The organism is Leptospira sanjuanensis, assembly GCF_022267325.1.
GTDB classification, from domain to species: domain Bacteria; phylum Spirochaetota; class Leptospiria; order Leptospirales; family Leptospiraceae; genus Leptospira; species Leptospira sanjuanensis.
In genome coordinates this window covers 1,746,404-1,770,574 of sequence record NZ_JAIZBG010000001.1, presented here as the reverse complement: position 1 = coordinate 1,770,574, position 24,171 = coordinate 1,746,404, and the positions used below count along the sequence as shown (strand labels likewise).

Below are 24,171 nucleotides of genomic sequence, written 5' to 3'. Positions count from 1 at the left end.
CTGCGTCTACGAATAGACTGTGTTCATTCTCATGTAAACGCCGGGATTCTTCTTCACGTAATCGATCAGATCATTCTGCTGAATGGAATACAATTCCGTATCCACTTCAGCTCTAAACGTATAATTCGACACAAAGTTTTTGGAGATGTTGTATATCTCTCCAACGAAGTCCCCGTCGGACAGTTCGGCTAACAAATTTCCGTTCTGATAGACGTTTACTTTTCCATTGCGGATGATATAGGCATCACCGTAAAATTCTTTTTCTCGCACAAGAATTGAACCCGCGTTCACTTTATGCAAGGTCATGATCAATTCCAGTTGTGTAATCTGGTGACTGGTCAATCCGCGGAAGTGTCTCGACTCTGCAAGCGCCTTCCAAGAGTTGGAATCTCGAATTTCGTTTAGTCTTGTTAGGTTATTTTTCAGATCCGAATTACGAATGAATTGTAAAAACTTATTCTTTTCGATGGTGAGAGCCAGAACGTCCGTCTCCGCGTATACGTCCGCCGCTCTCGGAAGATCCAGTACGAGAGAAGCTTCTCCGAAATATTCATAAGTTCCGTATCGTTTGATCGGCCCTTCTCCGTCTTGATTTAAACCTTCGAACTTTACGTTCCCGGATGCGATGATGTAGAACTTATCTCCCGGAGTTCCTTTGCGGATGATCTGGTCTCCTCGTTTGTATCGTTCCTCGTTTACGATCAGAAGAAATTCTTTCGCCTTCTCGATCGGAAATCCGTGAAAGATATCGATCTGAGTCATCACGTCGAGAAGGTTATACGCCTCGATATGTTTCGGCGGAGTGATTTCCGGATACAACGTATTCTCGATTCCGAAACGAGCCAGTTTCAGTTTGGTTCCCGCGGGCATATCTTTTCTCGCGATATGATATACTGTGATCTTTTCCTGAATTTCCGGAGGCAAGGACGCGAGGTAACTCACTCTCGTATGCAACGGAGGAATTCCCGCTTCGTGATAGATGATTCTGCGTTCCCAAGGAAATTCTTTGAAAAACTTCCAGCGGGATTCGGGAAGAATTCCGGCCGCATACATCTTATCGTGAATTTCGGGCTCGTTCAAATGATCCGACGTGTAGATGAAAGACTGATCCTGGAAGAAGAATTCGAATCCGACCGACGGAATCGAATGAAGCGCATAATGAAAGTTGAATTCTCCGCCGTTGATCATCGTCGCTTTTCCGATGATGATCGGCTGGAAGTGAAAGAGTTCCTGAAGTTCCTTTTTAGGAATTTTGGTGAGCGCCGAATACTTTCGCAAGAAGCTGTCCATCACGGTTTCGGTCGCGTGGATCGTGATCTTGTTTTCTTCGAGAATCTTTTGAAACGTTCCGGCGTCGTGATCCGCGTGGCAGTGCGTTAAAATGACGTGGTTGATGAGTTTCGGATTTACGTTCGATTGACGCAGCCACTCGGTCGAGTTGACCGGAGGGTCCACCATGATTCCCTGATGGTTCAACCAGATGATAAAACCGGAGGTATTGTCCTCCGGATCGAATCCGTGAGACGGTCCAAGACAAGTGATTCCGATGATCGGAGCTTGAAACGGTTCGGTCGGCCTTTCCCCGATATCGTATTTGATGTTGAATCCTACTTCACCGGGAACTTCGATTTTTCTTTCTCCGTCCTCGATGAGAAAGTCCCCGCTTTCCAGTTTGAAAAGAATTACGTTTCCATAATATACTTTATTGTCGTTGTCGAAGACCTTGAATTCTACGACGTCTTCTAATCCCTTGTATCCGCGGAAGTAGGCCATCTCCGCCTTCATATCGGGAAACCCGAAGGATTCTTCCCCGTTGAGATATTCGCTCTTGAGGTTGATATTGTCCGGTCCCATGAGAGACTCTCTGAGTACGGTAATGAGCTGAACTCGTTGTTCTTCCGTACATACGATACAAGTTTTTTTCTGTCTTAAAAAGAAGTTATAATAGATGGGGAATTCGAGTTCTGCTGTACTGATTCCCTTTTCTACGTGAAAGAATTTGTTCGGTAGAATAAAAACCAACGGGGTTTTTTTCTCGAACCCCATTGTGTCTTTGATCGTTTCCGGTGGAGAGCCGATTTGAAGGTATCCTTCGGAGGTATCGATCAGATACCCTCCTCTAGGCAATTCCGTATAACCTTTGTATGTTTCTTTCAGCATAGTACGTTCATGAAAGGAAAAAGAATTATTTGTGTCTTTCGATAAAATTCTTAATTTGAGCTTTCGGAAGCGCTCCGATCACCTTATCCACAAGTTGTCCGTCTTTGTATAGCAAGAGTGTCGGGATGGAAGAAATTCCCAAGCTCTGTGCCGTATCTTGGTTATCGTCCACGTTGAGTTTTTTGATTTTTACCGTTCCGTTCATTTCGCTGGAAAGTTCTTCAAGAACGGGAGCAACCATCCTGCAAGGGCCGCACCATTCCGCCCAGCAATCGATGAGGACCAATCCTCCGGATGTTTCACTCTTAAAATTTGAATCGTTGACTTCTGCCAATGCCATCTTTGATTCAGTCTCCTTTTTTCCTATAATATATATCAGACTCGTTCGGTCTATTTTTTCTTTTTCTTTTTCTCTTTATCCGCTTCTAATGATTCGACTTTCTCTTTGAGAGATTCGATCAATGTTTTTGTTTTTTCCAAATCCTCCGTTTCTCCGTCACCCGTCGTCTGAAGAATCTTACGGTTCACCTCGAGCATCGAGATGGACTTTTTCAGATCCCCTGCGTCTTGGGTGGAAAGGTCGAACTTGGCGCGGTATTCTTGTGCGGCGTAGTTACACAATTCGAGAATCAAATTAAAGTGTTCCTGTCTGATATAATAATGCGGGTTTTCCAAATCCCTTTCTTTTTCAAAAGCACGGAAGTCGAAGACGTTCTTACACAAAACCGCGATCTTAAAATGAATCTCGGGAAAGCTCCATTTCCATTTGCTGTTGGTTCCGAACGCATCGATCGTTTTGTTAGTTACCTGACGGATCGCTTTGATAAAATTCAATCTTTGAACCGGACTAAATTCGGTAATTTTTGCGAGAAGATCCTTATTTTCGGCTAAACTTCCTTCATAGTCGGCACCCACGATCTTCTCCATAACGGAGATGGCGTTGTAAATTTCTTTCCTTCCCGTATTCAGGTAGGTATCGCTTTTGATATCGAGAATCGCCACGCTTAGATCGTTGACCAAAAGGCAGGTGTTGATCGTTTTGATCGCGTTGATCGACAAGGCGATTTGATAATAGGGCTCGAGTTTGGGAACCTTCTTTAGTTGGGACTTAAAAAGGTTACTTTCCTTTTTGAGATCGTCTAAGTAAACTTTGAAGTCCGTCAGTTTTTCGGCGAATTCCTGCTTTTGTTCTTTGGTGAGTGCCATGCTAAAATCAGTTTTTTTCCCAATCGGATTTGTTATTCAGAGTATCGGCCATTTTCAAAGTTCAATGGATAGAACCGCCGGGAATCCCTCCGTTTTCAGGGAATTTTCTTTCCTTAAGCTACGCCTGCGTATCGACGATTCCGCCCGTGGACGAAATCGGATCGGAAACGGGAATTCCCTCTTGCTTTTCCGGCAAGATCGAAGAAGAAGCCGATCCGGTGGAAACCGGTTCCGGCGTTGCAACGACTTCGGGAGAAGCGGCGCCTGCGGAGGAACTGAGCGAAGATATTTCCATAAAATCAGCTTTCTCACGGATTCTCGAAAAAAGAAACCGTTTTCCGCATTCCAAGGAGAACCGTGACCTGACAATTGTCCTTACTTACTATTTGACAGATAAAAGCAAAGGGAAAGTCTAACAATCAGGCTTTGCTTTCAAAGCTGTTTTTGAGGTATTACTTATGTTAGCACCACTGGCAGTCTTCGGATCACTCGGTTGGACTGAAATTCTACTGATTCTTTTTATCGCTCTCCTACTCTTCGGAGGAAAGAGATTGCCTTCTCTCGCAAAGGATCTCGGAGACGGAATCCGTTCTTTCCGCAAATCCTTAACGGGAGAATCGGACGAACCGTCCCAGCAAATCAGCCAAGAACAATCCGTTCCTAAGGAAGAAGCGAAAGCTTCCAAATCCAAAAAATCCAAATCCGTTTGACGACCATCCGCGGAATGGCCGGAAAGAAAAAAACCAAAACGACCTCTCTCCCCCATCCGACGCCCTCGAAAGAATCGTTCTCTCGAGATCGGGAAAAGTATATGACCTTGGGGGATCATCTGGAAGAACTCCGGATGGTTCTCATTCGATCGCTTCTCGTAATCGCCGTCATCATGGGAATCTCCCTTTTTTTCGGAGAAGAGATTCATAAAATTCTCGTTCAACCTTACAAGAACGTTTTAGGTCCGCAGGCGACCTTCTATCAGATCAAACTGATGGCTCCGTTTATGATCTATCTCAAGAGTTCGTTTATGATCTCGGTTCTTTTGGGTCTTCCGTTCGTTCTGTTTTTTCTCTGGGGTTTTATTTCTCCCGCGCTCGACCCGAAAACGGATCGTTACGGTAAGTTCTTAATTCTTTTCAGTACGCTTCTGTTTTGGTTCGGAGTTTGGCTTTGTTGGATGGAAGCCTTTGAAAACCTTTTAAAAATCTTTTTGGTGAACTTTATCCCTCCCGACGTGGAAGCGAAACTTCCGATCGACGAGTATTACGAAATTTTTTTTAACATCCATTTGATTTTCGGTTTATCTTTTCAGCTTCCTATTGTACTCATTCTTCTTGGCAGTTTGGGAATCATCCGTTCTTCTTTCCTGCTTTCAAAGTGGAGGGAAGCGATCATCGTTCTGGCAATCGCGGCCGCGGTTCTTTCGCCCGGTCCGGATTTGATTTCCATGTTGTTCCTGTTCGTTCCTTTGACGATCCTGTTTATGGTCTCGATCGTTTTGATGAAGGTGATAGAGAGAGAATAACTTGTTAAACAAAATTCCTTCCAAACTCAAACTTCCCATCGCCGTTTTCGTTCTCAGCTTTCTGTTCTTTTTGATTTATACGGTAGCGGACGACATCATTTTGAAATCCCCATTGGGTCAAAACAAGGCAATCTCTCTTTCGATCCGTCTCGCATTTGCCCTTTCCTTTTCGATGCTTTTGGCCTCTCTCGTATTCTATTCCGTAAAACTAATATACGCTTCGATGCGTTCTCTTGTGACTCTCGTTCAAGACTGGGGAAGCGACGTTTATGAGGAACATCCGGTCGCCGATCGGGACGATGAAATCGGTGAACTCGTTCGCGCGTTTCGTCTGAAATTCTTTCAACAAAAGGAAATGGAAGACGAACCGGCTCAGGAAGCGATGAATGAAAGAACGAGGGAGATCGCGGACTCGGTGCAGCGCGCATTTTATCGGATTCAACTTCCCAAGATCCGCAACTTGGACGTTTCCCTTTTCCCGAGAATGAGCGGAGACTCTAACTGCGATTATGTGAACGTCATTCCGAGCGCGGACGGTTGTGTGGGAATTCTCGCGGGATTTCCGAGTCCCGGAGTTTTAGAATCCGCATTCAAAGCGAGACTCGAAGGAATTCTCTCCTTAGCCAACGAAACCTCCGGCGTCCGCGGAGAGGAAATGGTTTTAAAGATCGGAAAAATTCTTTCCAAGATGCCGATTCCGTTCTTAAACCTTTCCCTCTTTTATCTAGTCGCCAAAACGGGAGAATTGGGTTGGATTCATTTTCAGGAACTTCCCGCTTTCGTGTATAAAAACGAAACGTTAAACGCATTCGAAAAAACGAAAGTTCGTTACTTCGATTACAAAGCGGTCGATTTGGATCTCAAAAAAACAACCTTAAAAGCGGGAGAATATTGGATCTTGGTTTCGGACCGGATCTATTCCGCGATCGGAATTCCTTCCGGAGAGTTCACGAAACAATTTGAGACCGCTCTTGCGGGTAAGAATTTCGGAAATTCCAGAGATCTGGTTTTGGATTGCGGAAGAATCATCGAACGCAGATACGGAAAAGACGTCCTAGAAACTTCCGCGTTTTTAGCCGTTGCGCGAAAGTGATCGTTCGTTTGTCCGCGCTTGCATTTGCTTTGCAAGAAAATGGGAACGGAAAATATCCGATCGGGAATGTCTGGGATGCAATTTAAATCGGAAGACAATCTTTCATCGTTTTAGATCATTCCTATCAAACGGCCCTCATTGGATGTCAAGAAACCAGCCTCTGAATCCGGAAATCCTCAGAATTAAATTCAAAATCCATACTATTCAAACAAACTAAATCAACCAAACGCCGAGAAACAAACCCATAAAAATAAAAGCCCGAACGTTTCCGCCCGGGCTTTTGATTTCTGCGTCGCGTCCTTTTACGACGGATCGACCGCTAAATTTTTTAAAAACGATTCATCGGTCTTCTTATCGTTGTCACACCGTAAGAATCTCCGTGAATTGCCGGTTCTTTACTTGGAGCCCCAGCCCTGAACTATGATCGGACCGAAAGCCGTTACGATCAGTGTCAGAAAAAGAACGATGATCGGAACGATCACACGCTCGTATCTTGAAAAGAAAGTTGCGTGATGAATTTCCGGTTCGTTCTCTAAATACTCGCGCACGACGTGTTTTGTCAAAAGGTGATTGAGCGCAACCGGCGGAGTCAAATATCCCAACTCAAACGAAACGAGAGCCGTCATCCAAAAGTTCAACGGATGAATTCCGTTCGCCTTTGCGATCGGATACAGCGTAACGGAAACCAAGATCACCGCACCGTAAGGATCCATCAGCATACCGATGATTACGAGTACGATCGTCAAAACGATCATCGCGGACAAAGGAGAACCCAAATGTGTCGGAAAGAGATTGATCACGTTGGAACGTTCAAACACCCCTCCCATACAAGCCGAAAGCCCCATGAGCATCAAAAGGGCTCCGAGGTGGGAACCCGTGTCATACGAGGTTCTAGAAATCTTCACGACATCCCGCGCGTTCGAAGCCGGGTGATGCTCTTTCCGACTCTGTTTGTGATCCCAGTAAATCAAAGCAAGCATCGCGATCGGTAACATATACGGAGCCGTATGTTCGTCGAAATGAGTATTCAGACCGAACACAAGCACGAATACGATCACAACCGCGAGCAGAATATACAAACTAAACGGTTTAAAAACGGACCAGGTCGTTTTTATCGCGCCGGATTCGGGCTGAATCTTCCAGGATTCTTTGCGTAAAAACCAGCTTACGACCAAGAACAAGGTCGTAGAAACCGCGAATACTCTCCAGCCCCAGTGAAAGAGTTCGTCCGTGGTCACGTCCAAATTCAAAGAAGCGACGATCACCACCAAAAGACAAGGAGGAAGGACCACTCCCAAACTTCCGCTCATCGCGGTTGCGGCTAACGCTCTTTCTTGGGAGGCGCCGGCCCTTCTGAGTTCGACGAAGATCGTCGCACCTAACGCCAATACGACGATCCCCGAGGCGCCGCTGTAGGCGGTCGGAAGCGCGGCCGCGATCACGACGATCACCGCTAAAAGTTCCGCGGGAAGTTTCCAAGGTTTCAGAAGATCGAAAAATCTTCTTCCGAGAGAAGTGTCTCGGAGTAAAATCCCCGTCCAAACATACAAACCGATCTGGATATACAGAGTCGCATGCGCGGTCAATTTCTGCAAATAAATCGCGAGACCGGCGGGATGATATTCGATCAGAGTAAAATAAACTCCGCAAACCGCCGCCATCCAGCAATACAATGGGATCGAGAGAAGAATCTCGGAAACCCTGCTTTTTTGCCGGTCGGCCGGGATATTGTTAAATTCAGAATTTCGAATATTATAAACGTTCAATGCGCCCAGAAAGACGAGTCCTACGATCCACAAAATCTGGATCTGCGCGTCCACCCCCTTGCTGAACGGAAGCATGGAGGCCGCAGAAAAGACAAGGATCGCATTCGCGAGAATCTGACTTAACTCCGAAGCGAGTTCTTCCTTTTTATTTTCGGGGTTTTTGAGAGCGATATGATAACGTCTCGTAGTCGAGACGATCCCGGCGACCAGAAGAAGAATCACCATCGTCATCGGAATATAATCGATGGCAAAGATCGTGATCGAAGAAAGTTTTCGTTCCGTTCCGCAATAGAGTTTTTGTCCGAAGCTGAGTTCCATCGGAGGGAGAACGGAAGAAGCCGCCGTCGTAGCCGCGCCTTCCTTTTTCGGAGGAGCTTTAGAAGCGGAATCGGTTCCTAAATCCAGTTCTTCCAAAAGGGCGGAATCGGAAGCGCTGACTTCCACCTTTTCCAAAGAATTGATTTCGGACGCGATGCAGTGAATCCGAATCTCCGCATAACGCGGCCAGATGGATTCTCCAAGCTCGAGCATTCGAGCCTGGACCAACTGACCGAAACTTTGAATCAAAGGAACAAAAAGAAAGAGCAGTACTGCCCAAGATACGATTTTTTTTGCCATGCGTTCTCGTTCTATCCGGTTATTCTAAGGAATCGGAACATTCTTCCGCACCGGCGTCCGCTTTACAACGAACCCCTTTCATCAGCTTGAGAATGGAAGCGTGATATACGCCCTTGTCTCTCAATTTAATGCGAACTTCCCTGAATTTCTCGAAGTAACCTTTGACTTCTTCTTTGGGAACTTCGAGCCAATACTTGGCGGGAACTTCTCTTTCCGCCTTTCTGGTCAATTCAAGCATCGTATCAAACTGAGTCGCCGCCCATTGTCTGGATTGATTTCCGTAATCCGCGGGAAAATCCGCGGTCTTTCCAACGATTTGAAACGTAAGTTGTCCGATCGGAAACTTTACGATTCCGCCGTTCGGCATAACACCTTTCATCAATTCGAGAGGTTTAAAACCGACCGCGGGAGAATAACAAGCATCCGCACGTCCGTTGTTGAAAATTCCCGCAAAGGTAGCGATCTCCGCGGGAACCATGGAAGAACCCACAACGTCGACCATCGTAGTCGCCGCTTGATCGTACGTCAAAGTAGCGATCTTCTTCCCCGCGAGATCTTTAATGGAACGGAGATTCTTGTCTCTCAAAAGAAGATAAACCGCGCCTCCGGGAAACATCGCCATCGTTTCGTATTCTCCCGCAACGTTCAACTGTCTCGCTTTCGGATTAGCAAGAACGTCGATCGTTCTTTTCAGAAGATCATACGAAGGAAGAGCGCCGATCGCTTCAAGAGAACCGGATTGAGGAACGTAACCGCGGACGCGAAGGCTCGTCAAAAATGCGAGATTGCACTTGCCTGCCTTGAAATCGGAGTTCGCAACGACTTCGTCCGTGTAAGCCTTCGGTTCGAGACGGATTCCCCAGTTCAGAGCCTGTGCCTGATAACGAAGAGCGGACTTATAGATATCACCGTGCGTTCCGGACGGATCGAAGACGCAGATCGTCTTATTGATCGGATCTGCCGCCGAAAGCGAAGACGCAAGAGCCAACGCAAGAACGGTTAGAATTTGGAAACGGATCATGGATATTCTCCTTACTATTGAATTCTCAGTTAGAATGACTTTGGATCAAAGACCTTTGAGAAGATCGTCGTCTTCTTTCAGATCGCGTTTGCCTTGCGGAAAACTTCCGAGAAGCAAAGGACCACGATGGCCTTTTTCTTTGATCCAGATTTTATCGGACTCGTGTCTGGAAAGTTGTTCCGCATACGATTCAAGAAGTTGAAACTCGGGATTCCCCTGACCTTTCTCTAAAATTTTCGCGTGTTCCTTTACGGCCTTTTTGATCGCGTCCTGATTTCCTCTTCCGGCTAACGCTTGGATATGAAACGCGCGGGAAAGACTGACGCCCGCTTTATCGCCTAACGCGACCGCACGATCCAGCTGCTGAAACGGATCCTTGCCGGCAGGAGTTGCGCCCGGAATCGAAAGCCAGATGATCGCTTCGAGAGCAAGGGGAACTCCCCACCATTCTTCCGCATTTAAGCATTTGGACGCGTTAGACACGATCGATGGGATGTCGGTGGGAACGTTTGCGACACCTTGCGCGGCTCGGTCATGAAGAATCGCAAGTAGACTCGCGGAAAGACCGATCAAATAGTAGAACTGATCTTCTTTGGAAAGAGAAGGACATTTACCGTTCCATTCTCCGAAATACAGATTAAAACGTTTGTAGGCTTCGCCGTATCGTTTTGCGGCAAGACCGTGGTTGCGGATTTCGACCGCTTGATGATCGGTCGCTTCTTCACCCTTCCCTCTGCGGACTGCGGAGAGATAGCGAAGTTCCGCTTCCTGAGCTTCTCGTTCCGCGCACATTCCGGCACCTAACATCGCGACCAAAATCGGAAGATCGGGACGTGGGGCAACGCGCTCGAACGAACCGATCAAGGGCGCCAAGCTCACACCGGCGTTGCAAACCGAGTCCAAATCCTTGGACTGGAGCATAAACGGGATTAGGTGATCTTCTGCATAGGAAGAAATCGTCCTTCCGGTGACGTTATAAACGAGGGAACAAGAGAGAGCGTTTATTGTAACAATCGTTACAAATAAAAGTAAACCAAACTTCGACTTTCGATTTCTCATTTCAGGTACATTTATCGCTTAAGAGATTTTGATGAAAGTTAATCGCGGCTTCAGATCCGTCCATGATTTTTTTTAGAATGCTCGTTTTATTTTGGGCGAGTCGCGTACTATAGAGAAGGTCGATTGTAAAAGTGGAATCTGTGGTAGTTCCTACATTCTTTCGTAGTTCCGGGAAGTTTTTCGTGGTAGTTCCCACGTCATTTGTGATTCAAAGCAAATTCCGCCCGGTAGAAGTCCCTCCAATTTTCCGTGAATCAAACTTTGTAGGATGTACAACAGATCAAAACTTCCCGTCCCAACCGTCCTACGCCCGACTCACAGCGCCGGAACGAATTCGTTCGATCAAACCGAGAGTTTCCGGTTCCGGATCGACTCCGAGTTCCTTTCTTAAGGACTTTTTGAATTCTTCGTATTTGCGAAGCGCCTCGTTTTTCCGATCCAACTGCAAAAGCGCCTCGAAATGAAATCTCCACGCTCTTTCATCCAAATCATCCAAACGAATCCAGCTCGCGGAATCTTCCAGAAGCCCCTCCATCTCCTTTCGTTCCCCGTCTTTCTCGCACAAGAAACGGAAGATTTCGATCAAACTCTTGCGAATGTATTCTCTTCGAATTTCCGATTCGGGAAAATACAAATCGAACTCGAAAAAGTCTCCGCGATAAAACGCTCTTGCAAAACGAAATTCCTGAATCGCAAGTTCGGTGTCGCCTTTTCGAAGCGCCTTTGCCCCGCCCTCGTAGTGTTTTTCGAATAACTGAAAATCGGTCTGCACCAAATCCTGTCTGAAAAAAAGACGATCTTCGGAAAAGACAAGCGCCTCCGGATTTCCGATGATTCTCCGCAAACGAAAACAAAGTGCGTGCAAACTGTTGAGCCCGTTCTTGTCCGTCATTCCCGGCCAAAGAAGTTCGAGCAGCTCCTCTCGATGAATTCCTTTCTCGAAACGAATGAGAAGAATTTTGACGAGCTTCAACATCTTCTTTTTGCTCGAGATTTCCGTTTGAGGAATTCGAACTCCCCCCCGTTCCAATTCCAAGCCGCCGAGCGCTCGGATAAAGATCTGATCTTTTTCGGAATGAGGAGAACCGATCTTGGAATAGGCGGCGTGAACTTCCTCCTCCTTCGTTTTGTTTCCTTCCGTTTGTTTTTCGGAAACGAGCTCGAATTCTTCGGGAGAAGTCAAAGCGTGTTTCAATTCCTCTCGAATTTCTCTTCCCGATTTGTTCAAAGTGAGAAACGAATCCACGGAAAACATCAAAATCAAAAAGCTAAAATGGGACGTATACGGAAACGGAACGATATCCATCGCGACGAGAATATCGAGAAACACGTTCGTGCAAAATACGATCAAACCGACGAGCAGAAATAAATTTCGAAACAGGTTCCGCACGAACTGAGTGATCACCTTAAAGAGAGTCCAGATGATCATCAAAATTCCGGACAGATAAAAATACTGAACGAGCAAAGGCTGGTCCGTTTCGTAGATCACGATTCCCAGCGCGGGAAAGGCTCTCTGGTGCGCGAGCCCGATATGATACGAATTCGGATCCACGAGGATGACCGCGGACAAGAGAACATTGAGAAGAATGTAGAGATAAACGAAATCCTTACTGAAAATTCTGCGATAGCTATTTACAAAAAGAATCATCGTCATTCCAAAAATAGGAATGAACGCGTTTTCAAGCCTTTCCCAAATCAAGGCCTCTTGTGCGTTAGCCGTATTGATCGTTTTTGTAAAAAACAAGAGATAAAAGCCGTAAGAAACCTGTAAAAAAGCGAAATGTAGGAGATACACCTGCTTTCTGTTCTTATAATATAGAAATAGATTATGGAGCGTTCTATAAGCGAGGATAGTCGCGACTAAATAGCAAGAAATCTGATAGAGCGTTATATTCATTGATTTTCAAATACCTTTTTTATCTTACAACCGTTCAGTTAAATTGTGAATAAAAGCTCATGATTTTTTATCAATCAAAATTCTTTCGCACGTATTAGAATGCAGAGAATCACGATTTTGAAATTAGTTTTTTAGAGAAGAGAGAGTTTTTTTAAGACAAGAAGAAGACAAAAACTTATTTTATGGCATGACCTGAAACTAGAACGGCCTGCGATTTTGCAGGCCTCGTAACGAACTTGATTCGCTATGATTTTTTAAGGGCAAATGATCAGCGAACTTGGATCGCTTGCAGCCGCTCCTATGAATCTCATTCCGCCTAACATATACGGATCCGACGTATTCTCCGTGGCGAGAGTAAAGAACTGAATCACGTTGCTTCTCGCGTTGATCGCACACGCGGTGTTATTCGTCGGATGTCTCAGTTTCGGAAAGTTGATCTGCGGAGGAAGGGGAACCTCCTTCAGAATACTATTGACAAGAGGCACCACGAGCGAAGTGACTAACGGTTCGATCACACTGTTGATTCCGTCCGGATCGAGTCCGAAAGGATTGTTTGCGATTCCTTCCAAAACTTCAACCGTATAATCCAAATTATTCGTGGAAAGAATCACCTGAAGAGCATTCAAGTTTTGTAAATTAGGATCGTTGTTCGGATTGGAGAAAGTGATGAATTTGAATTCCGCGTCCGCGGCCAAACTGATCCGAACCGCGCCTAACGTGTATGTGTATCCGTTCGGCCTCGTATCCGCTCCGCAATCCGTCAACTCTGCTCCGGTGAGTCCCGTGCAGCTCGCCGGTTTTTTCGCGACGATCTTCAACTGCATCTCGGTAAAATACAAACGCAGTTTCGGAATTCCCGGTCCCGTCATCGGTTTGAATTTTACGCTCGGAGCCAGCACCGGTTCCATCACCATCTCGATATCGTCATAAGGTTTTGCGGCCGGTGCGAGTGCGTTCGATCCGTTTAACCCCTGCAGTTTTTCTCTCCCCGGCGCTAAGATCGTAATGATCGGAGAGGCTTTGAGCAAAGTAGTGGTCAATTGAAAGAGAGGATTTCCTCCCGAATAGCTGTTGATCGTTTCGATGAAGGATTTATTCATCGTGATGTCCAATCCTCTTCTTTGCCAGAGATGAAACGCAGCTTGAGAAATCGTATCCGAATGAAGCGACAACAGAAATCCCGGATTCGCATTGCTCTGCGTAAACTGATACGAAGAAGGGAACGGTGTCGCGGGGTTTCTCGTGATGATCATTCCCGTTTTGGCGGCCTGATTTCTGAGTCCTCTTCCCTGCGGGTCCACGTAGTTGCTCGAAAAGGAAAGATCCAAATTGCTCACGAGTCCTTTATTCACTCCGTCGTGTTTGATCACGCTGTCCGTTCTGAGCTTCATCTTTACAGTCAAAGGAAAATTACGGAGCGGTTCGGGAAGATAACTCGGCAATTGAATCGTAACCCCGTCGTCCCGAAGCGCGCCGACCACGGAATTCAACACGTTCGGCGCGATTCTTTGTACGATGTCTTTTAGCATGTACTGGGTGATGATCCCTTTTACGTAAGGCACCGTTCCGCCCGCTAGATTCTGAACCGTTCCTCTTCCGATCAAAGGAACAAGAATGTTATCCACCCCGCCTTCGTTGGATCCGGAATATTCCATCGGAGCGGTATACATAAAGTCTTTCGTGTCTTCCACGCCGGAATAAATTCCCATCGGAAGAAAGGTCGGATTGGACCAAGGCAATACGAAGAAGTTATTCGTTACGGAATCGATGTCCGCGTTGCTCGGATTGAGAGGGAACACCGTATTGTTCACTGCAAACGGGCTTCGCACCGCCATCGAAACGGTTCCCGTTCCATCGACCGATAAAACGTTTCTCGCTCTTGCCATTCTCAAAGAAGGAGTGGTTAAGTAAATATTCGGAAGCTGATTGTTGCCTCCGTTCAAACCGGGGTCCACATTCGGATCCCAATTCAAACGCGCGGTCGTCTTGAAATACATCAATGTTCCCGGCGAAATAAAGATCGTATACCAGTCTTCATAACGGGAAACGATAAAAAGATCCACTTCCACATAACGCGAACTCAGATCGAGCCCGAGTCCGGGCGCGGTGTTCGCTGTTCCCGGATTGACCCGCAAGTCGGCGGCTACGTTTCCAAGCTGCGTGCCGGAGGCATTCTTCACAAATGCGGGAAGGCGCATATCGGTTACATATACGTCCATCGTCATACTCGCCGCGCCGAGCGAATCCTCCAGAGGAGCGTTATAACGGCTGAAAGGCGCGGCCGCTTTCGGCCATTTGTCGAACGCCCATTCTCCCTGATCCTCCGCTCCTTTCGGCTCCACTACCGAAGTCGGATATGTCGGATATGCGGAAGAAGGAACCCAACAGTATCCTCTTCCTTCCGCGCCGGGCTTTGCGCCCAACACGGATATAAATTGTTGATTCTTGAAATCGTCGAACTTGTTCGTTCCAGGAGAACCGGATTGTCCCGGACGAATACAAGCTTCTCCGATGTTCCACTGACCGTTATCGTAAAATTTCTTTTTGGAATGATCGGGTAATCCTATTAGGAATTCTTGAAACGTTCTCGGAGTCCCGTTTACGTCCTGCACCTTGAACGCTCCGGTGGTAAACTTCTGAATCACCTTCCCCAAAAACGGAAGCATCTGTGCCTCGTCCATCACTCCGTTCGAAATGTTTGCAAGAAGATTGTTCGCGTTGTTTAGATTTCCGTAATTGAAGCTGAAGTATTTTTTATACGTCGGACCGAACTTGGTCTGAATCTCATAATAATACGTGTTTCCGCCGATCGTAGGCGGCACGGAAGAAGTCGAAAGATTCACGCTGATCGCGTTCATCGTACAAGTCGATCCGGGAAGAGCGCTCGGACAAAGTTTTACCGAAGACCCGCTTCCGCTTTTTCGGAGATAAATCGAATCGATGTAATTCTCCCCCGCGACCGGATTTTGAAACGCTGAATTGACGGTGACGTTCGCGGACGTATCCAGAGAAATATCGTCGGTCCCGTTGAGCGCCTTGCTCATCGCACCCTGCACGATCGAGTTGTTCAGAGAGTAATTCAATGTCGTTTTAAATTCCTGGCTGTAAGGAAGAAGCGGTTTATTCGAAACCGTGAGCGCGTCTTGACTGATGTTGAGCGTGTATTTTTCTCCGGGTTTGAGTTCGCGGTACGGATTGAGGATCAGTCTTTGTTCGCTGGCCCAGTAAAATTCCACACCGATCCCCGGACCGGCCAAAGGTCCGGAAGTTCCGGTCAACGTTATGCTCGCTTCGGTGAGCGCGCGGTTCATCGGTTTGGAAAACTGGATTTCCAGATCCTTATACCGGTTTACGTTTTCGTACGAATTGATAAAGAGATGCGCCTGCGGTCCGGCGTTTCCAAAATTTACCGGAAGAGTGGCGACGTTATTGTCCACGTTGTTGTAGGGAGGAATGACGGAATTGTTCGAAACTTCTCCGCCGGACGGACTTCCTAAGTCGAATAACGCCATCAGATCAAAGCCGGAATCTTTCTTTTTATCCGAGCAATCGACCGTGAGCCAACAGAGAAACAATACGGTTGAAATCCATTTGATTCTTTGATTGAGCATCTGCATTCCCTTCCTATTCCACTTTTTTCTTTTTAAAAACAGGGGTAAGAATACGAATCCCGTCCGATTTCATACTTATCTCGTACTTATATTCCGGATTTTTTTTCGAATGTTCGAATAAAAAAACCTTTTTCTAACGATTGTTTTTTAAAAAGGGATGAGTGAAACTGAATACCGCAAATCTTCCTGCCCGAAAAATCACACTTCCATTCCGGCTCCGATCCAAAAAAAACGCGGGCTTCTTCGCATTAAAAAAAAGCCGGTTGGAACTTCAACCGGCGTTCGAATTGTTTGCATCGTTTTGGATCGAACGATGCAAAGCGGCTTTTAGAGTTAGAGACTTGAGGGTTACGATTAACGGCTAAAGATCGAAGTGAGATTGTCCCAATATGTCGTCGAATCCTCGTTCTTGTTGAATCTGTCCCAGAACACGGTTCCGTCCGGAAACGGCTTTCTTCCCTTTTCCGTGATGTCCGCAAACAGATTCATCAGAACTCCCGCAGTATAAAGAAGCGAACGGTTTCCCGATCGGCTTTGAACCATATCCGATACGGTCAATCGATCCAAATCGTCGAAGATCTCGCGGATCGTATACGGAGTGTTCATGTCCGCTTCGAGATAACTGAAGAATTCTCCCGTTAAGGAAAGTCCCATGAGTACTCCATTGACGCACCTTCCGTAAACGGCGGAGACTTCGATCAACGCGGGCGTGTCGGAAGTCAAAAGATTCGTTACGAGATAGTCTCGATTGCCGGACGAATTTTGAAAGATCGATCCGAGCAAGTTGAGAACATGTACGATCTCCGTCTGAGACGGTGTTACGTCCAAAACCAAATCCATTGAAAAGTCGAACATCGGAATCAAGGAATACACCGAATCACGGGAAAGATAATCCCTCAATCGAACCGCGACCACTCCCATATCGTCCCAAAGAGGATCATACACGTTCGCCGGTCTTGTATCGGGATACGCAGCGAGATCGGTTCCGAGTTTTTCCAAATACGTCTGCAGGTTGAACTGAACGGAGGTCGGAGTTTCCGATGTAAGTTTGATTTCACCCGCAACGGAAGCAAGACCCGCAAAGAAAAGATCCGCCCCCGGTTGGCGGCTCGGTCTTCCCATTTCCGCAAGCATGTGAACCAGATGAGTCAAAAGTTTTGTCTTGGACACAAGGTTCAAAAGTCCGTCTTGAAATCCCCTTTCCTTTTCGATCAACACGGACAAAGGACTGCGAATGGGTTCTTCCGTGATCGGATCGCTTTGACGAAAGAGATATTCTTCCGGTCCCGCAAAACGGTTCCTGAATTTTCCGTTGGGAAGCGCGGTCTTAACGACCGTGATCGTTCTTCCTCCCGAATTCGTTTCGAGATCGGTGGTTTGTGTCAAGAGCGGTCGCGTCAACGCAGCGCTGAGTCCGGTCAAAAGTTGAAACGGATTCTTATTGTTCGCCGAATCGGATTGATCCGTTAGAGTTTTTGCAAGGGATACGATCAAGGGAAGAAGTTTGTTTCGTTTGTCCCAGTAAGCATTCACTTGAGAAGGCGATACCGCATCCGCCGTTAAAAACGAAAGGCGTTCCATAACAGGAAAATTGAATGCGAATACCGGAGGCAGAACCCCGTATTGGGAACTCGGCGGATAAAAGATATTGTAAACGTTGGAATCTCCGAGACTGTTGAACGTGATCGAACTCGTTCCGCTCGTTCCGTAATCCCAGGCTTCGAGAAAGAACATACTGTCTCCCGGAAGAGAGGAAAAATTCTCCTCCAACACCTGCGTCCCCGCAACGCGAAAGTTCGGCTGCGTTGAAGTAGCGCAGCCCGGTTTCCACAACGAACCGAGAACGTTCCACTTTCCGTTTTGTTTACTCGCACAGCCGCTTCCGTCTTGAAACTGAGGTTTGGCTCCCATCAATCCTTTGAGTCCGTTCGCGATCACGGTAACAAACGCGGCCATCTTATAAGGAACTCCCGGTCCGAGAGAAGCGCGCAAAGGAATCACCGCGACCATTCTTTTTTCGGAAAGAAGCCACTGAAAATTCTTATAAAGAACTTCTTCGTCCGTTTCCAGAGCGCGCTCGCTGGAAGTTTTCGCGATTTCCCAAATCGGAATGCTCCATCCTTTCGTTCCGCTTGCGTTCACGCCGGACGCGACCTGCGTAAATTGATTGTTCAGATAACTCGCGTTAGACTCTCTTCCACCCGGTCCCACCCAGCGACAAAGACTTCCCGCGGTGCAAGTTCCGCTTCCCGTGTCCGAAACCTTGATTCGATAATCGGAACTGGACCAGGAAGATTTATAGATGAGATCGTTTCCGTTGGAATCGATGTACGGTTTACCGTCGATCGTGTAAATATTTCCCGCTTCGTCTCTTCGGTTCTTATTGTAGTAAGGACCGCCGCCGGAAAGAACCACGTTCACGATGAGCTTCATCATAAACGGTATCGTTTTGGTAAACACGGGATCGTTCGCGGCGGGAACCACGGACGGATCGGGAGATTCGAGAAGAGCCAAGGTAGGAGTGTTGATTCCCATCGTAAACGGAATCGGAGTTGTCGCGTCTCCGTTCCGATAGACGGCTCCGTCGTTCGCGCTCTGGTTTAAGAAAGCTTTGACTCCTAAGTTTCCGGTCATCGCGGAACCGAGCGCATAGATGCTGTCGCCTACGGTCAAAACTCCGTCGGTCATCGGGCCGCCGTTCACCGAACCGTTCGGTTCCAAACTCATGATCGTGCTATCGCTTGGGTTCTCCCAGCGAAAGCCGTACGTATCCGCAAGCGTTAGGAGAAACATCAACTGTTCCAGCGCCGAGATTTTGTATTCGAATCCTCCATACGCGCGGTCTCTTCCCAGATAATCCAGACGGATCAATTCTCTCAGAGAAAAATCGACATTCTCCGCTTCCGTGGGAAAGCCCAGGTTAAAAAGGTTTTTACTCAGTTCCTTCCCTAAAAGCACGTTTGGATTTTTCGTATAGGCTCCTCCGGCTCCGAGCATGGGCCGAAGATATCGAAACGCTTCCGTCATCACGACGGAAAAATCGGAAGGATAGTTCGCGTCCCGGTAATCGTCGATTCCGGAAGAATCGTGAACGCTTCCTCCGGGTGTATAATACTTTTCTAAATTAACGATGAGATCCTTAAGAGCCGTATCGGAGGATTTGAAATCGCTGAAACCCGCTCTTTGCTGAAACGAGTTTCCCACTTCGGCGATGAGATTGATCATCTGTGTTTTGAGAACTCTGTCCCCGCTCAAAGTTGGATCGATCATTCCTTTGAGAATGGATTCCACTCCGGATCTAGCGTTCGCATTTAAAACCAAAGACTTATGAAGAACGGTTTCCAAATCTTGAAACAACTCGATCATATCCGGATCTTTCAGGGCGTTTGCTAACTCTCTGTATTTGATTTCCGTTTCCGAAGCGTTGTATGTTTTGTAGAGATAGATGAGCGCGGCTTGGCTGATCGGCGAAAGATTCCGAACCACCTTTCCCGGATATTTTCGGATTCGTTCCAGCCAAGGAAGAACTCCTTCGAAAGCGCCGGAAGGGGCTTCTTTCAAACGATGAATGAGTGTGTTCGCTTTGAGAAGGGATTCGCGGACCCGAGCCTCGGGTTTTAAGAACATGTCCGAAGATACCCGCAAGAAACCGGTGATGTCCTTGCGCGAGGGTTTGCGCATCGAACTGTCCAAACGGAGGTTGAACTGTTCCGGTTGGAGACTTTGAAATCCCGCCTTCAAGGAAGGATAGTCGTCCAACAGATTGAACAAACGCAACCCGCCGTCGCTCGTGATATTATCATAGAACGTAAGAGCGTCGAATTTTTTCTCATCCGGTTTGCAGGAAAGAAGTTCAAACCCGATCGCTAAAACCGTCATCCATTTCCAAACGAAGCCTTTCATTTCCAATTCTCCATTTCAAATCCGAAAGGAAAGAATAAGGCCAACAGATATAGTTCCCTTATTTCGGGCTTATATTCCGTCTGAATCGGTAAAAAAATTCAAAAAAGAAGAAAGAGGTTTTTCTAAATTTTAAATATATCAATTGATATTTAAAATTTCGCAGGCAATTTCTTTGTTTTCCAAAGAATTCGAATGATAAATCGGCATTCGTTTTGAAAGATCAAAGAATCCTTATATTTCAAAAGAGAGCTTTTACTCATGTATACAAGAGACATAGAACAATTTTGCCACGTTACTACGCAAAAATCGTATCTCGATTCGGTTTTTCTAAGAGTGATTTCGCAAAATATGAGTTTTTCTTGACAATTTTTTGACTATGAATACCCTAAGCGCGACTGGAATCTTTAGCTGCCTTTTCCCGGGTCAGTTGAGAACTTTTGAACAATAGAGCAACCAGGAAAGGTCCTTTCTCTCTCCCATACACCGATGATGGATTGGTCTCGCCTTAGCTTCTATTCGGTTTTAGAAGCCAGTAATTTTTTGTAAGGACCCTTTCTCATGAACATTTATATAGGCAACCTCGCCTATCAGGCAACCGAAGACGATCTCCGTAAAGCTTTCGAGTCTTTTGGAGAAGTAACCTCTGTACGCATCATCACCGATAAACTTTCCGGCAAATCCCGGGGATTAGCATTTGTGGAAATGGCGAACAAAGACGAAGGAACCGCTGCAATTGACGGCTTAAACGGAACACAAATCCGTGGAAGAGAAATCAAAGTCAACGAAGCGCTTCCTAAAAAACCTTTCCCGGAAAAATCCAGATCCAGATATTGATCTTTGACAAGGGAGAAAGGCATCCGCTTTTCTCCCTTGACAGAACTTCTTCGACTCTGTAGCGTTCGCTATTGTGTTTGAGCTTGCGCTTCTTCCTTTTCCCTCCTCCTTCTATTTTCCCCAATGGTTGATTTCTCTCTTTTACGGATTCGGACTTTTCGGTACGGCTTTGGGTTGTCTGATGTTTTTCGGTCAGATCGTTCTTCCGAATAAAAACCGACTCAATTATCTTCTGGGAGCTTTATTTCTCGGGATGTCCGTCCTCCAAGGAAGTTCCATCGCGATCCTTTCCTCTTCCGATCCTTCCTTTGTCTGGTTGATTCTGCTTCATATTCCCGCGTTGTACGGTGTCGGCCCTGTTTTATACGGAATTTATAAATCCAGCACGGGAGAATCCTTCCTCGATTCGATACAAGACCTGTTGCTTCATTCCGTCTTTCCCGTGTCAGGAGTTCTTCTTTACTTTGTCGTTCTTTTCGGGATGGAGAATCTTTCCGAAACCATCCGCAGATCGTTTACGGAAGCGGTATTTCCCGGCCGGTTGGATTGGATTCTTTTGCCCGCGGTGATCGGAATCGGCTTTTACGTTTTTCTCGTTCTCAAAAGTTCCCGAGATCTTTGGAGATGGGAGATTTGGAAATCGGAACCGACTGCGAGAATTCTTTCCTTTTTGGTGGTCATGTCTTTGTTTCATCTAACGCTGGGGGCGCTCTTTTTCATTACCAAAACGCCGGACTTTCTCGTATTCACGTCGGGGGGAATGGGCATCGCTCTGTGCGCGGCTTATGTGATCGGACATCGATATCCCGGCTTCTTTCAAAAGTTGCAGGAAGTCACACAAGCCACGCGGGAAAAATACGCGCGTTCTCTTTTGGTGGGAATCGATCGCGCGACCTTAAGAGAGAATCTGCTTCATCTCATGGAAAAGGATTTTCTCTATCGGGAAGAGGATCTCGGACTCGGGGATCTTGCGGACGAACTCGCGCTTTCCACGCACCAGGTTTCCGAATTCTTAAACCAAGAATTAGGAAAGAATTTTTCCGTCTTTGTCAACGACTACCGAGTCTCCGAAGCCTGCCGACTTTTGACCGCCGAACCGGACAAAAGCATTTTGGACATCGCGTATTCCGTCGGCTTTCGGACCAAGTCTTCGTTCAACCGCGCCTTTCAAAAACATACCGGTTTGACTCCGAGCGAATATCGATCGCAAAGCGCGGCGCAATTTATCGATTCGGTCGAAACGCACCGTCGGAATCGATAGAATAGGACGACCGAATCCGAAAAAGAGCCTATCATTCGGTCATCCTAAGAATTGAAAAGGAGTCACAATGAGCACTCTGACATTGGCGAAAAACGAAATTCTTCCCGAAAGAAAACCCAAAAAATGGCAAACCCTCGCAACACGAGAGCGAAACGTAAAGATCATGCGTTGGATCCGATTTAGAGAACGCAATCTTCGTAAAAAGTTTTCCGTCTTAAATCATCAGAACTTTTTAGGCGCGACGATCACGTTCGGTTCGGCCGCGATGATGATAGCAACCGCCGGACTTTATATCGCGGACGTAATCCCCGCGTGGCTTGCAATCGTTGCGAACGCGATCTTCGCTTCCCTTTTGCACGAGATCGAACACGATACGATCCACAATCTGTATTTCAAAGACAACGAAAGAATGCAGGATCTTCTTTTTTGGACCGTCTGGATTTTCCGGGGAAACACGGTCAGTCCTTGGTACCGCAGAATGATTCACACTCTGCATCACAAAGTTTCCGGTCATAAGGACGATATAGAAGAAAGACTGATCGGCAACGGGATGAAGGCCGGAATCGTTCGCTTCTTTGCGATGATCGACGGAAACGTTTCCGCCATTCTTAATTTTAGAAAGCTCGTCAAAGACGCGCCGAAGTTCAAACGAAACGAAATCGTTCGCGAAAGCTGGCCTTGGCTCGTAGTCTATTACACTCTTTGGTACAACTTTCTCGGGCTGAATCTGTTCCATTACGGAAATCTGTTTCTTGGTTCTCCGATCGAACTCACTTTTTCCGAACTTCCGGAATCGGTACGTGCGTTTTTAAACACGGCCGCGGTCGTGTATCTAATTCCGAATTGGATCCGTCAATCGAGCATTCAGATCGTTTCGTCCAACATGCACTACTACGGAGACGTGAAAGGAATTCACGAACAAACGCAGGTGTTGAACTCTTGGTTGCTTGCGCCTCTTCATCTTTTCTGTTTCAACTTCGGAAGCACGCACGGAATCCATCACTTCGTCGTCAATCAACCGTTTTATATCCGTCAGATGGTGGCGCCCTTCGTTCATCCCGCGATGAAACGATACGGAATTCGTTTTAACGATTTTGAAAGTATGTTGCGCGCCAACCGCTACAACCCGGCCGAGTCGCAAGTCGCCTGATTTTTTTGAGGCTGTCTTCTCTTTCTTTTTCATTTCGAAGAAGAGAAGACAGTTTACAGTTTCATAAAAAATTCCTTTCAAAAGAGTTCGGGACGGTTTTGTTCCAATCCGCGGAGTTTCCCTTTTTCGAGTTTTGTTCCTCGTAAAAAATCCGATTTTGTTTTCCAAGAACGGGGTTTATCGTCTTTTGGTTGGAGAGAAGCCTCATGTCCTCCGATTCGAAAACCAAGATATTCCTTGAATTCCAGTTCGCGATGATCCTCATCAGCGGAAATATTCTTTTTGCCAAACTCATCGACGAAAGCGTTTGGATGATCACCTTCGGAAGAACCGTGTTCGCAAGCGCCGGTTTGTATCTCTTTTTAAAATGGAGGGACAAACCCCTTTTTTTTCCGAGCGCGATCGAAAACAAAGCGGCCTTGGGTGGAGGAATCCTTCTTGCGATTCACTGGGTTCTATTCTTCGCTTCCGCAAGGCTCGCTTCTCCCGCGATCGCGGTTCTTACGCTCTTTACGCATCCGGTCATCACCGTTTTTATCGAACCTCTTTATTATCCCGTAAAACCGAAAGGCAGAGACGTTCTTCTTGCCCTTTTGGTTTTACTAGGAGTCGGAATTCTCATCCCCGAACTCAAATCCGGAAACGATCTTCACTGGGGAATCATCGCCGGTCTTATATCCGCGCTTTCGTTTTCGTTCCGCAATTTATTGACAAAAAAGTTTTTATCTCATCACGGAAGCGCACAGGTGATGTGTCTTCAATCCTTTGCCGCGGTTTTCGTTTTGGCTCCGGTTTGTTATTTCGAAACGATTCCCACTTCGTTACGATCCCTAGGTCTGATCTTTTTACTCGGAAGTTTTTTTACCGCGTTCGCTCATACGCTTTACGTAAAATCGATGTTTCAGCTCAAACTCAAAACGGCGGGAATTCTTTCCAGCATTCAACCGGTCTATTCGATCCTTCTCGCGTGGCTTCTCTTGGGAGATATTCCCGGTTATCGAGAGATGATCGGCGGAGCCTTGATCCTCGTCGCGGGAACCTTGGAGACGATTCGTTTCGGAAAGGAAGAATAA

17 protein-coding genes are annotated in these 24,171 nt (G+C 46.7%); 7 read left to right on the top strand and 10 right to left on the bottom strand.

Going from position 1 to position 24,171, the window contains the following annotated elements:
• Nucleotides 1-6 precede the first annotated feature (6 nt).
• From LFX25_RS07980 to LFX25_RS07965, 4 genes are all read right to left on the bottom strand, one after another.
• Nucleotides 7-2,160 carry a cAMP/cGMP-dependent 3',5'-cyclic-AMP/GMP phosphodiesterase gene (locus LFX25_RS07980; protein WP_238729782.1) on the bottom strand — a complete coding sequence of 718 codons (2,154 nt, stop codon included), beginning with the start codon at nucleotides 2,158-2,160 and terminating at the stop codon, nucleotides 7-9.
• A 25-nt stretch (nucleotides 2,161-2,185) separates the two neighbouring features.
• The gene (gene trxA / locus LFX25_RS07975; RefSeq protein WP_118956785.1) at nucleotides 2,186-2,500 is read right to left on the bottom strand and encodes a thioredoxin; all 315 of its coding nucleotides are present in this window, start codon (nucleotides 2,498-2,500) and stop codon (nucleotides 2,186-2,188) included.
• A gap of 50 nt (nucleotides 2,501-2,550) precedes the next feature.
• Nucleotides 2,551-3,366 (bottom strand): hypothetical protein, encoded by an 816-nt coding sequence (locus tag LFX25_RS07970; RefSeq protein ID WP_118956786.1) that lies wholly within the window; start codon nucleotides 3,364-3,366, stop codon nucleotides 2,551-2,553.
• Nucleotides 3,367-3,484: 118 nt separating this feature from the next.
• Nucleotides 3,485-3,661, bottom strand: coding sequence for a hypothetical protein (locus LFX25_RS07965; RefSeq protein WP_238729781.1), 177 nt, complete (start codon nucleotides 3,659-3,661; stop codon nucleotides 3,485-3,487).
• Between the two features lie 163 nt (nucleotides 3,662-3,824).
• On the opposite strand from LFX25_RS07965, the gene LFX25_RS07960 reads away from it, so the two are divergent.
• From LFX25_RS07960 to rktP, 3 genes are read left to right on the top strand one after another with little or no spacing between them, the layout of a single operon-like run.
• Nucleotides 3,825-4,076: a Sec-independent protein translocase subunit TatA/TatB gene (locus tag LFX25_RS07960; protein ID WP_238729780.1), complete on the top strand. Its 252-nt coding sequence runs from the start codon at nucleotides 3,825-3,827 to the stop codon at nucleotides 4,074-4,076.
• Between the two features lie 14 nt (nucleotides 4,077-4,090).
• Nucleotides 4,091-4,885 carry a twin-arginine translocase subunit TatC gene (gene tatC / locus LFX25_RS07955; RefSeq protein WP_238731542.1) on the top strand — a complete coding sequence of 265 codons (795 nt, stop codon included), beginning with the start codon at nucleotides 4,091-4,093 and terminating at the stop codon, nucleotides 4,883-4,885.
• 1 nt (nucleotide 4,886) lies between these two features.
• Complete coding sequence (gene rktP, locus LFX25_RS07950; RefSeq protein ID WP_238729779.1) at nucleotides 4,887-5,978, top strand: Arg-Lys translocation region protein phosphatase RktP; 1,092 nt, start codon at nucleotides 4,887-4,889, stop codon at nucleotides 5,976-5,978.
• A 395-nt stretch (nucleotides 5,979-6,373) separates the two neighbouring features.
• Here rktP and LFX25_RS07945 read toward each other — a convergent pair whose 3' ends face one another.
• From LFX25_RS07945 to LFX25_RS07920, 6 genes are all read right to left on the bottom strand, one after another.
• Nucleotides 6,374-8,362, bottom strand: coding sequence for a TRAP transporter large permease subunit (locus LFX25_RS07945; protein WP_238729778.1), 1,989 nt, complete (start codon nucleotides 8,360-8,362; stop codon nucleotides 6,374-6,376).
• Between the two features lie 19 nt (nucleotides 8,363-8,381).
• The gene (locus tag LFX25_RS07940) at nucleotides 8,382-9,383 is read right to left on the bottom strand and encodes a putative solute-binding protein (protein ID WP_238729777.1); all 1,002 of its coding nucleotides are present in this window, start codon (nucleotides 9,381-9,383) and stop codon (nucleotides 8,382-8,384) included.
• A gap of 45 nt (nucleotides 9,384-9,428) precedes the next feature.
• A complete protein-coding gene (locus tag LFX25_RS07935) occupies nucleotides 9,429-10,304 on the bottom strand; it encodes a hypothetical protein (RefSeq protein WP_238729776.1) in 876 nt (291 codons plus the stop codon).
• Between the two features lie 442 nt (nucleotides 10,305-10,746).
• Nucleotides 10,747-12,339 (bottom strand): BTAD domain-containing putative transcriptional regulator, encoded by a 1,593-nt coding sequence (locus LFX25_RS07930; RefSeq protein ID WP_238729775.1) that lies wholly within the window; start codon nucleotides 12,337-12,339, stop codon nucleotides 10,747-10,749.
• A 254-nt stretch (nucleotides 12,340-12,593) separates the two neighbouring features.
• On the bottom strand, nucleotides 12,594-15,956 hold the full coding sequence (locus LFX25_RS07925; protein WP_238729774.1) for an Ig-like domain-containing protein: 3,363 nt from the start codon (nucleotides 15,954-15,956) through the stop codon (nucleotides 12,594-12,596).
• 348 nt (nucleotides 15,957-16,304) lie between these two features.
• Nucleotides 16,305-19,853 (bottom strand): hypothetical protein, encoded by a 3,549-nt coding sequence (locus LFX25_RS07920; protein ID WP_238729773.1) that lies wholly within the window; start codon nucleotides 19,851-19,853, stop codon nucleotides 16,305-16,307.
• A gap of 558 nt (nucleotides 19,854-20,411) precedes the next feature.
• Between LFX25_RS07920 and LFX25_RS07915 the strand changes: the two genes are divergently transcribed.
• The 4 genes from LFX25_RS07915 to LFX25_RS07900 all read left to right on the top strand — a co-directional run bounded on the left by LFX25_RS07915 (nucleotide 20,412) and on the right by LFX25_RS07900 (nucleotide 24,171).
• Entirely contained in the window at nucleotides 20,412-20,687 is a 276-nt protein-coding gene (locus tag LFX25_RS07915) for an RNA recognition motif domain-containing protein (protein WP_118956799.1), read from the top strand.
• 73 nt (nucleotides 20,688-20,760) lie between these two features.
• Nucleotides 20,761-21,948, top strand: a complete 1,188-nt coding sequence (locus LFX25_RS20845; RefSeq protein ID WP_238729772.1) for a helix-turn-helix domain-containing protein — start codon at nucleotides 20,761-20,763, stop codon at nucleotides 21,946-21,948.
• Nucleotides 21,949-22,015: 67 nt separating this feature from the next.
• Nucleotides 22,016-23,098 carry a fatty acid desaturase gene (locus LFX25_RS07905; protein WP_238729771.1) on the top strand — a complete coding sequence of 361 codons (1,083 nt, stop codon included), beginning with the start codon at nucleotides 22,016-22,018 and terminating at the stop codon, nucleotides 23,096-23,098.
• A 206-nt stretch (nucleotides 23,099-23,304) separates the two neighbouring features.
• Nucleotides 23,305-24,171: a DMT family transporter gene (locus LFX25_RS07900; protein ID WP_238729770.1), complete on the top strand. Its 867-nt coding sequence runs from the start codon at nucleotides 23,305-23,307 to the stop codon at nucleotides 24,169-24,171.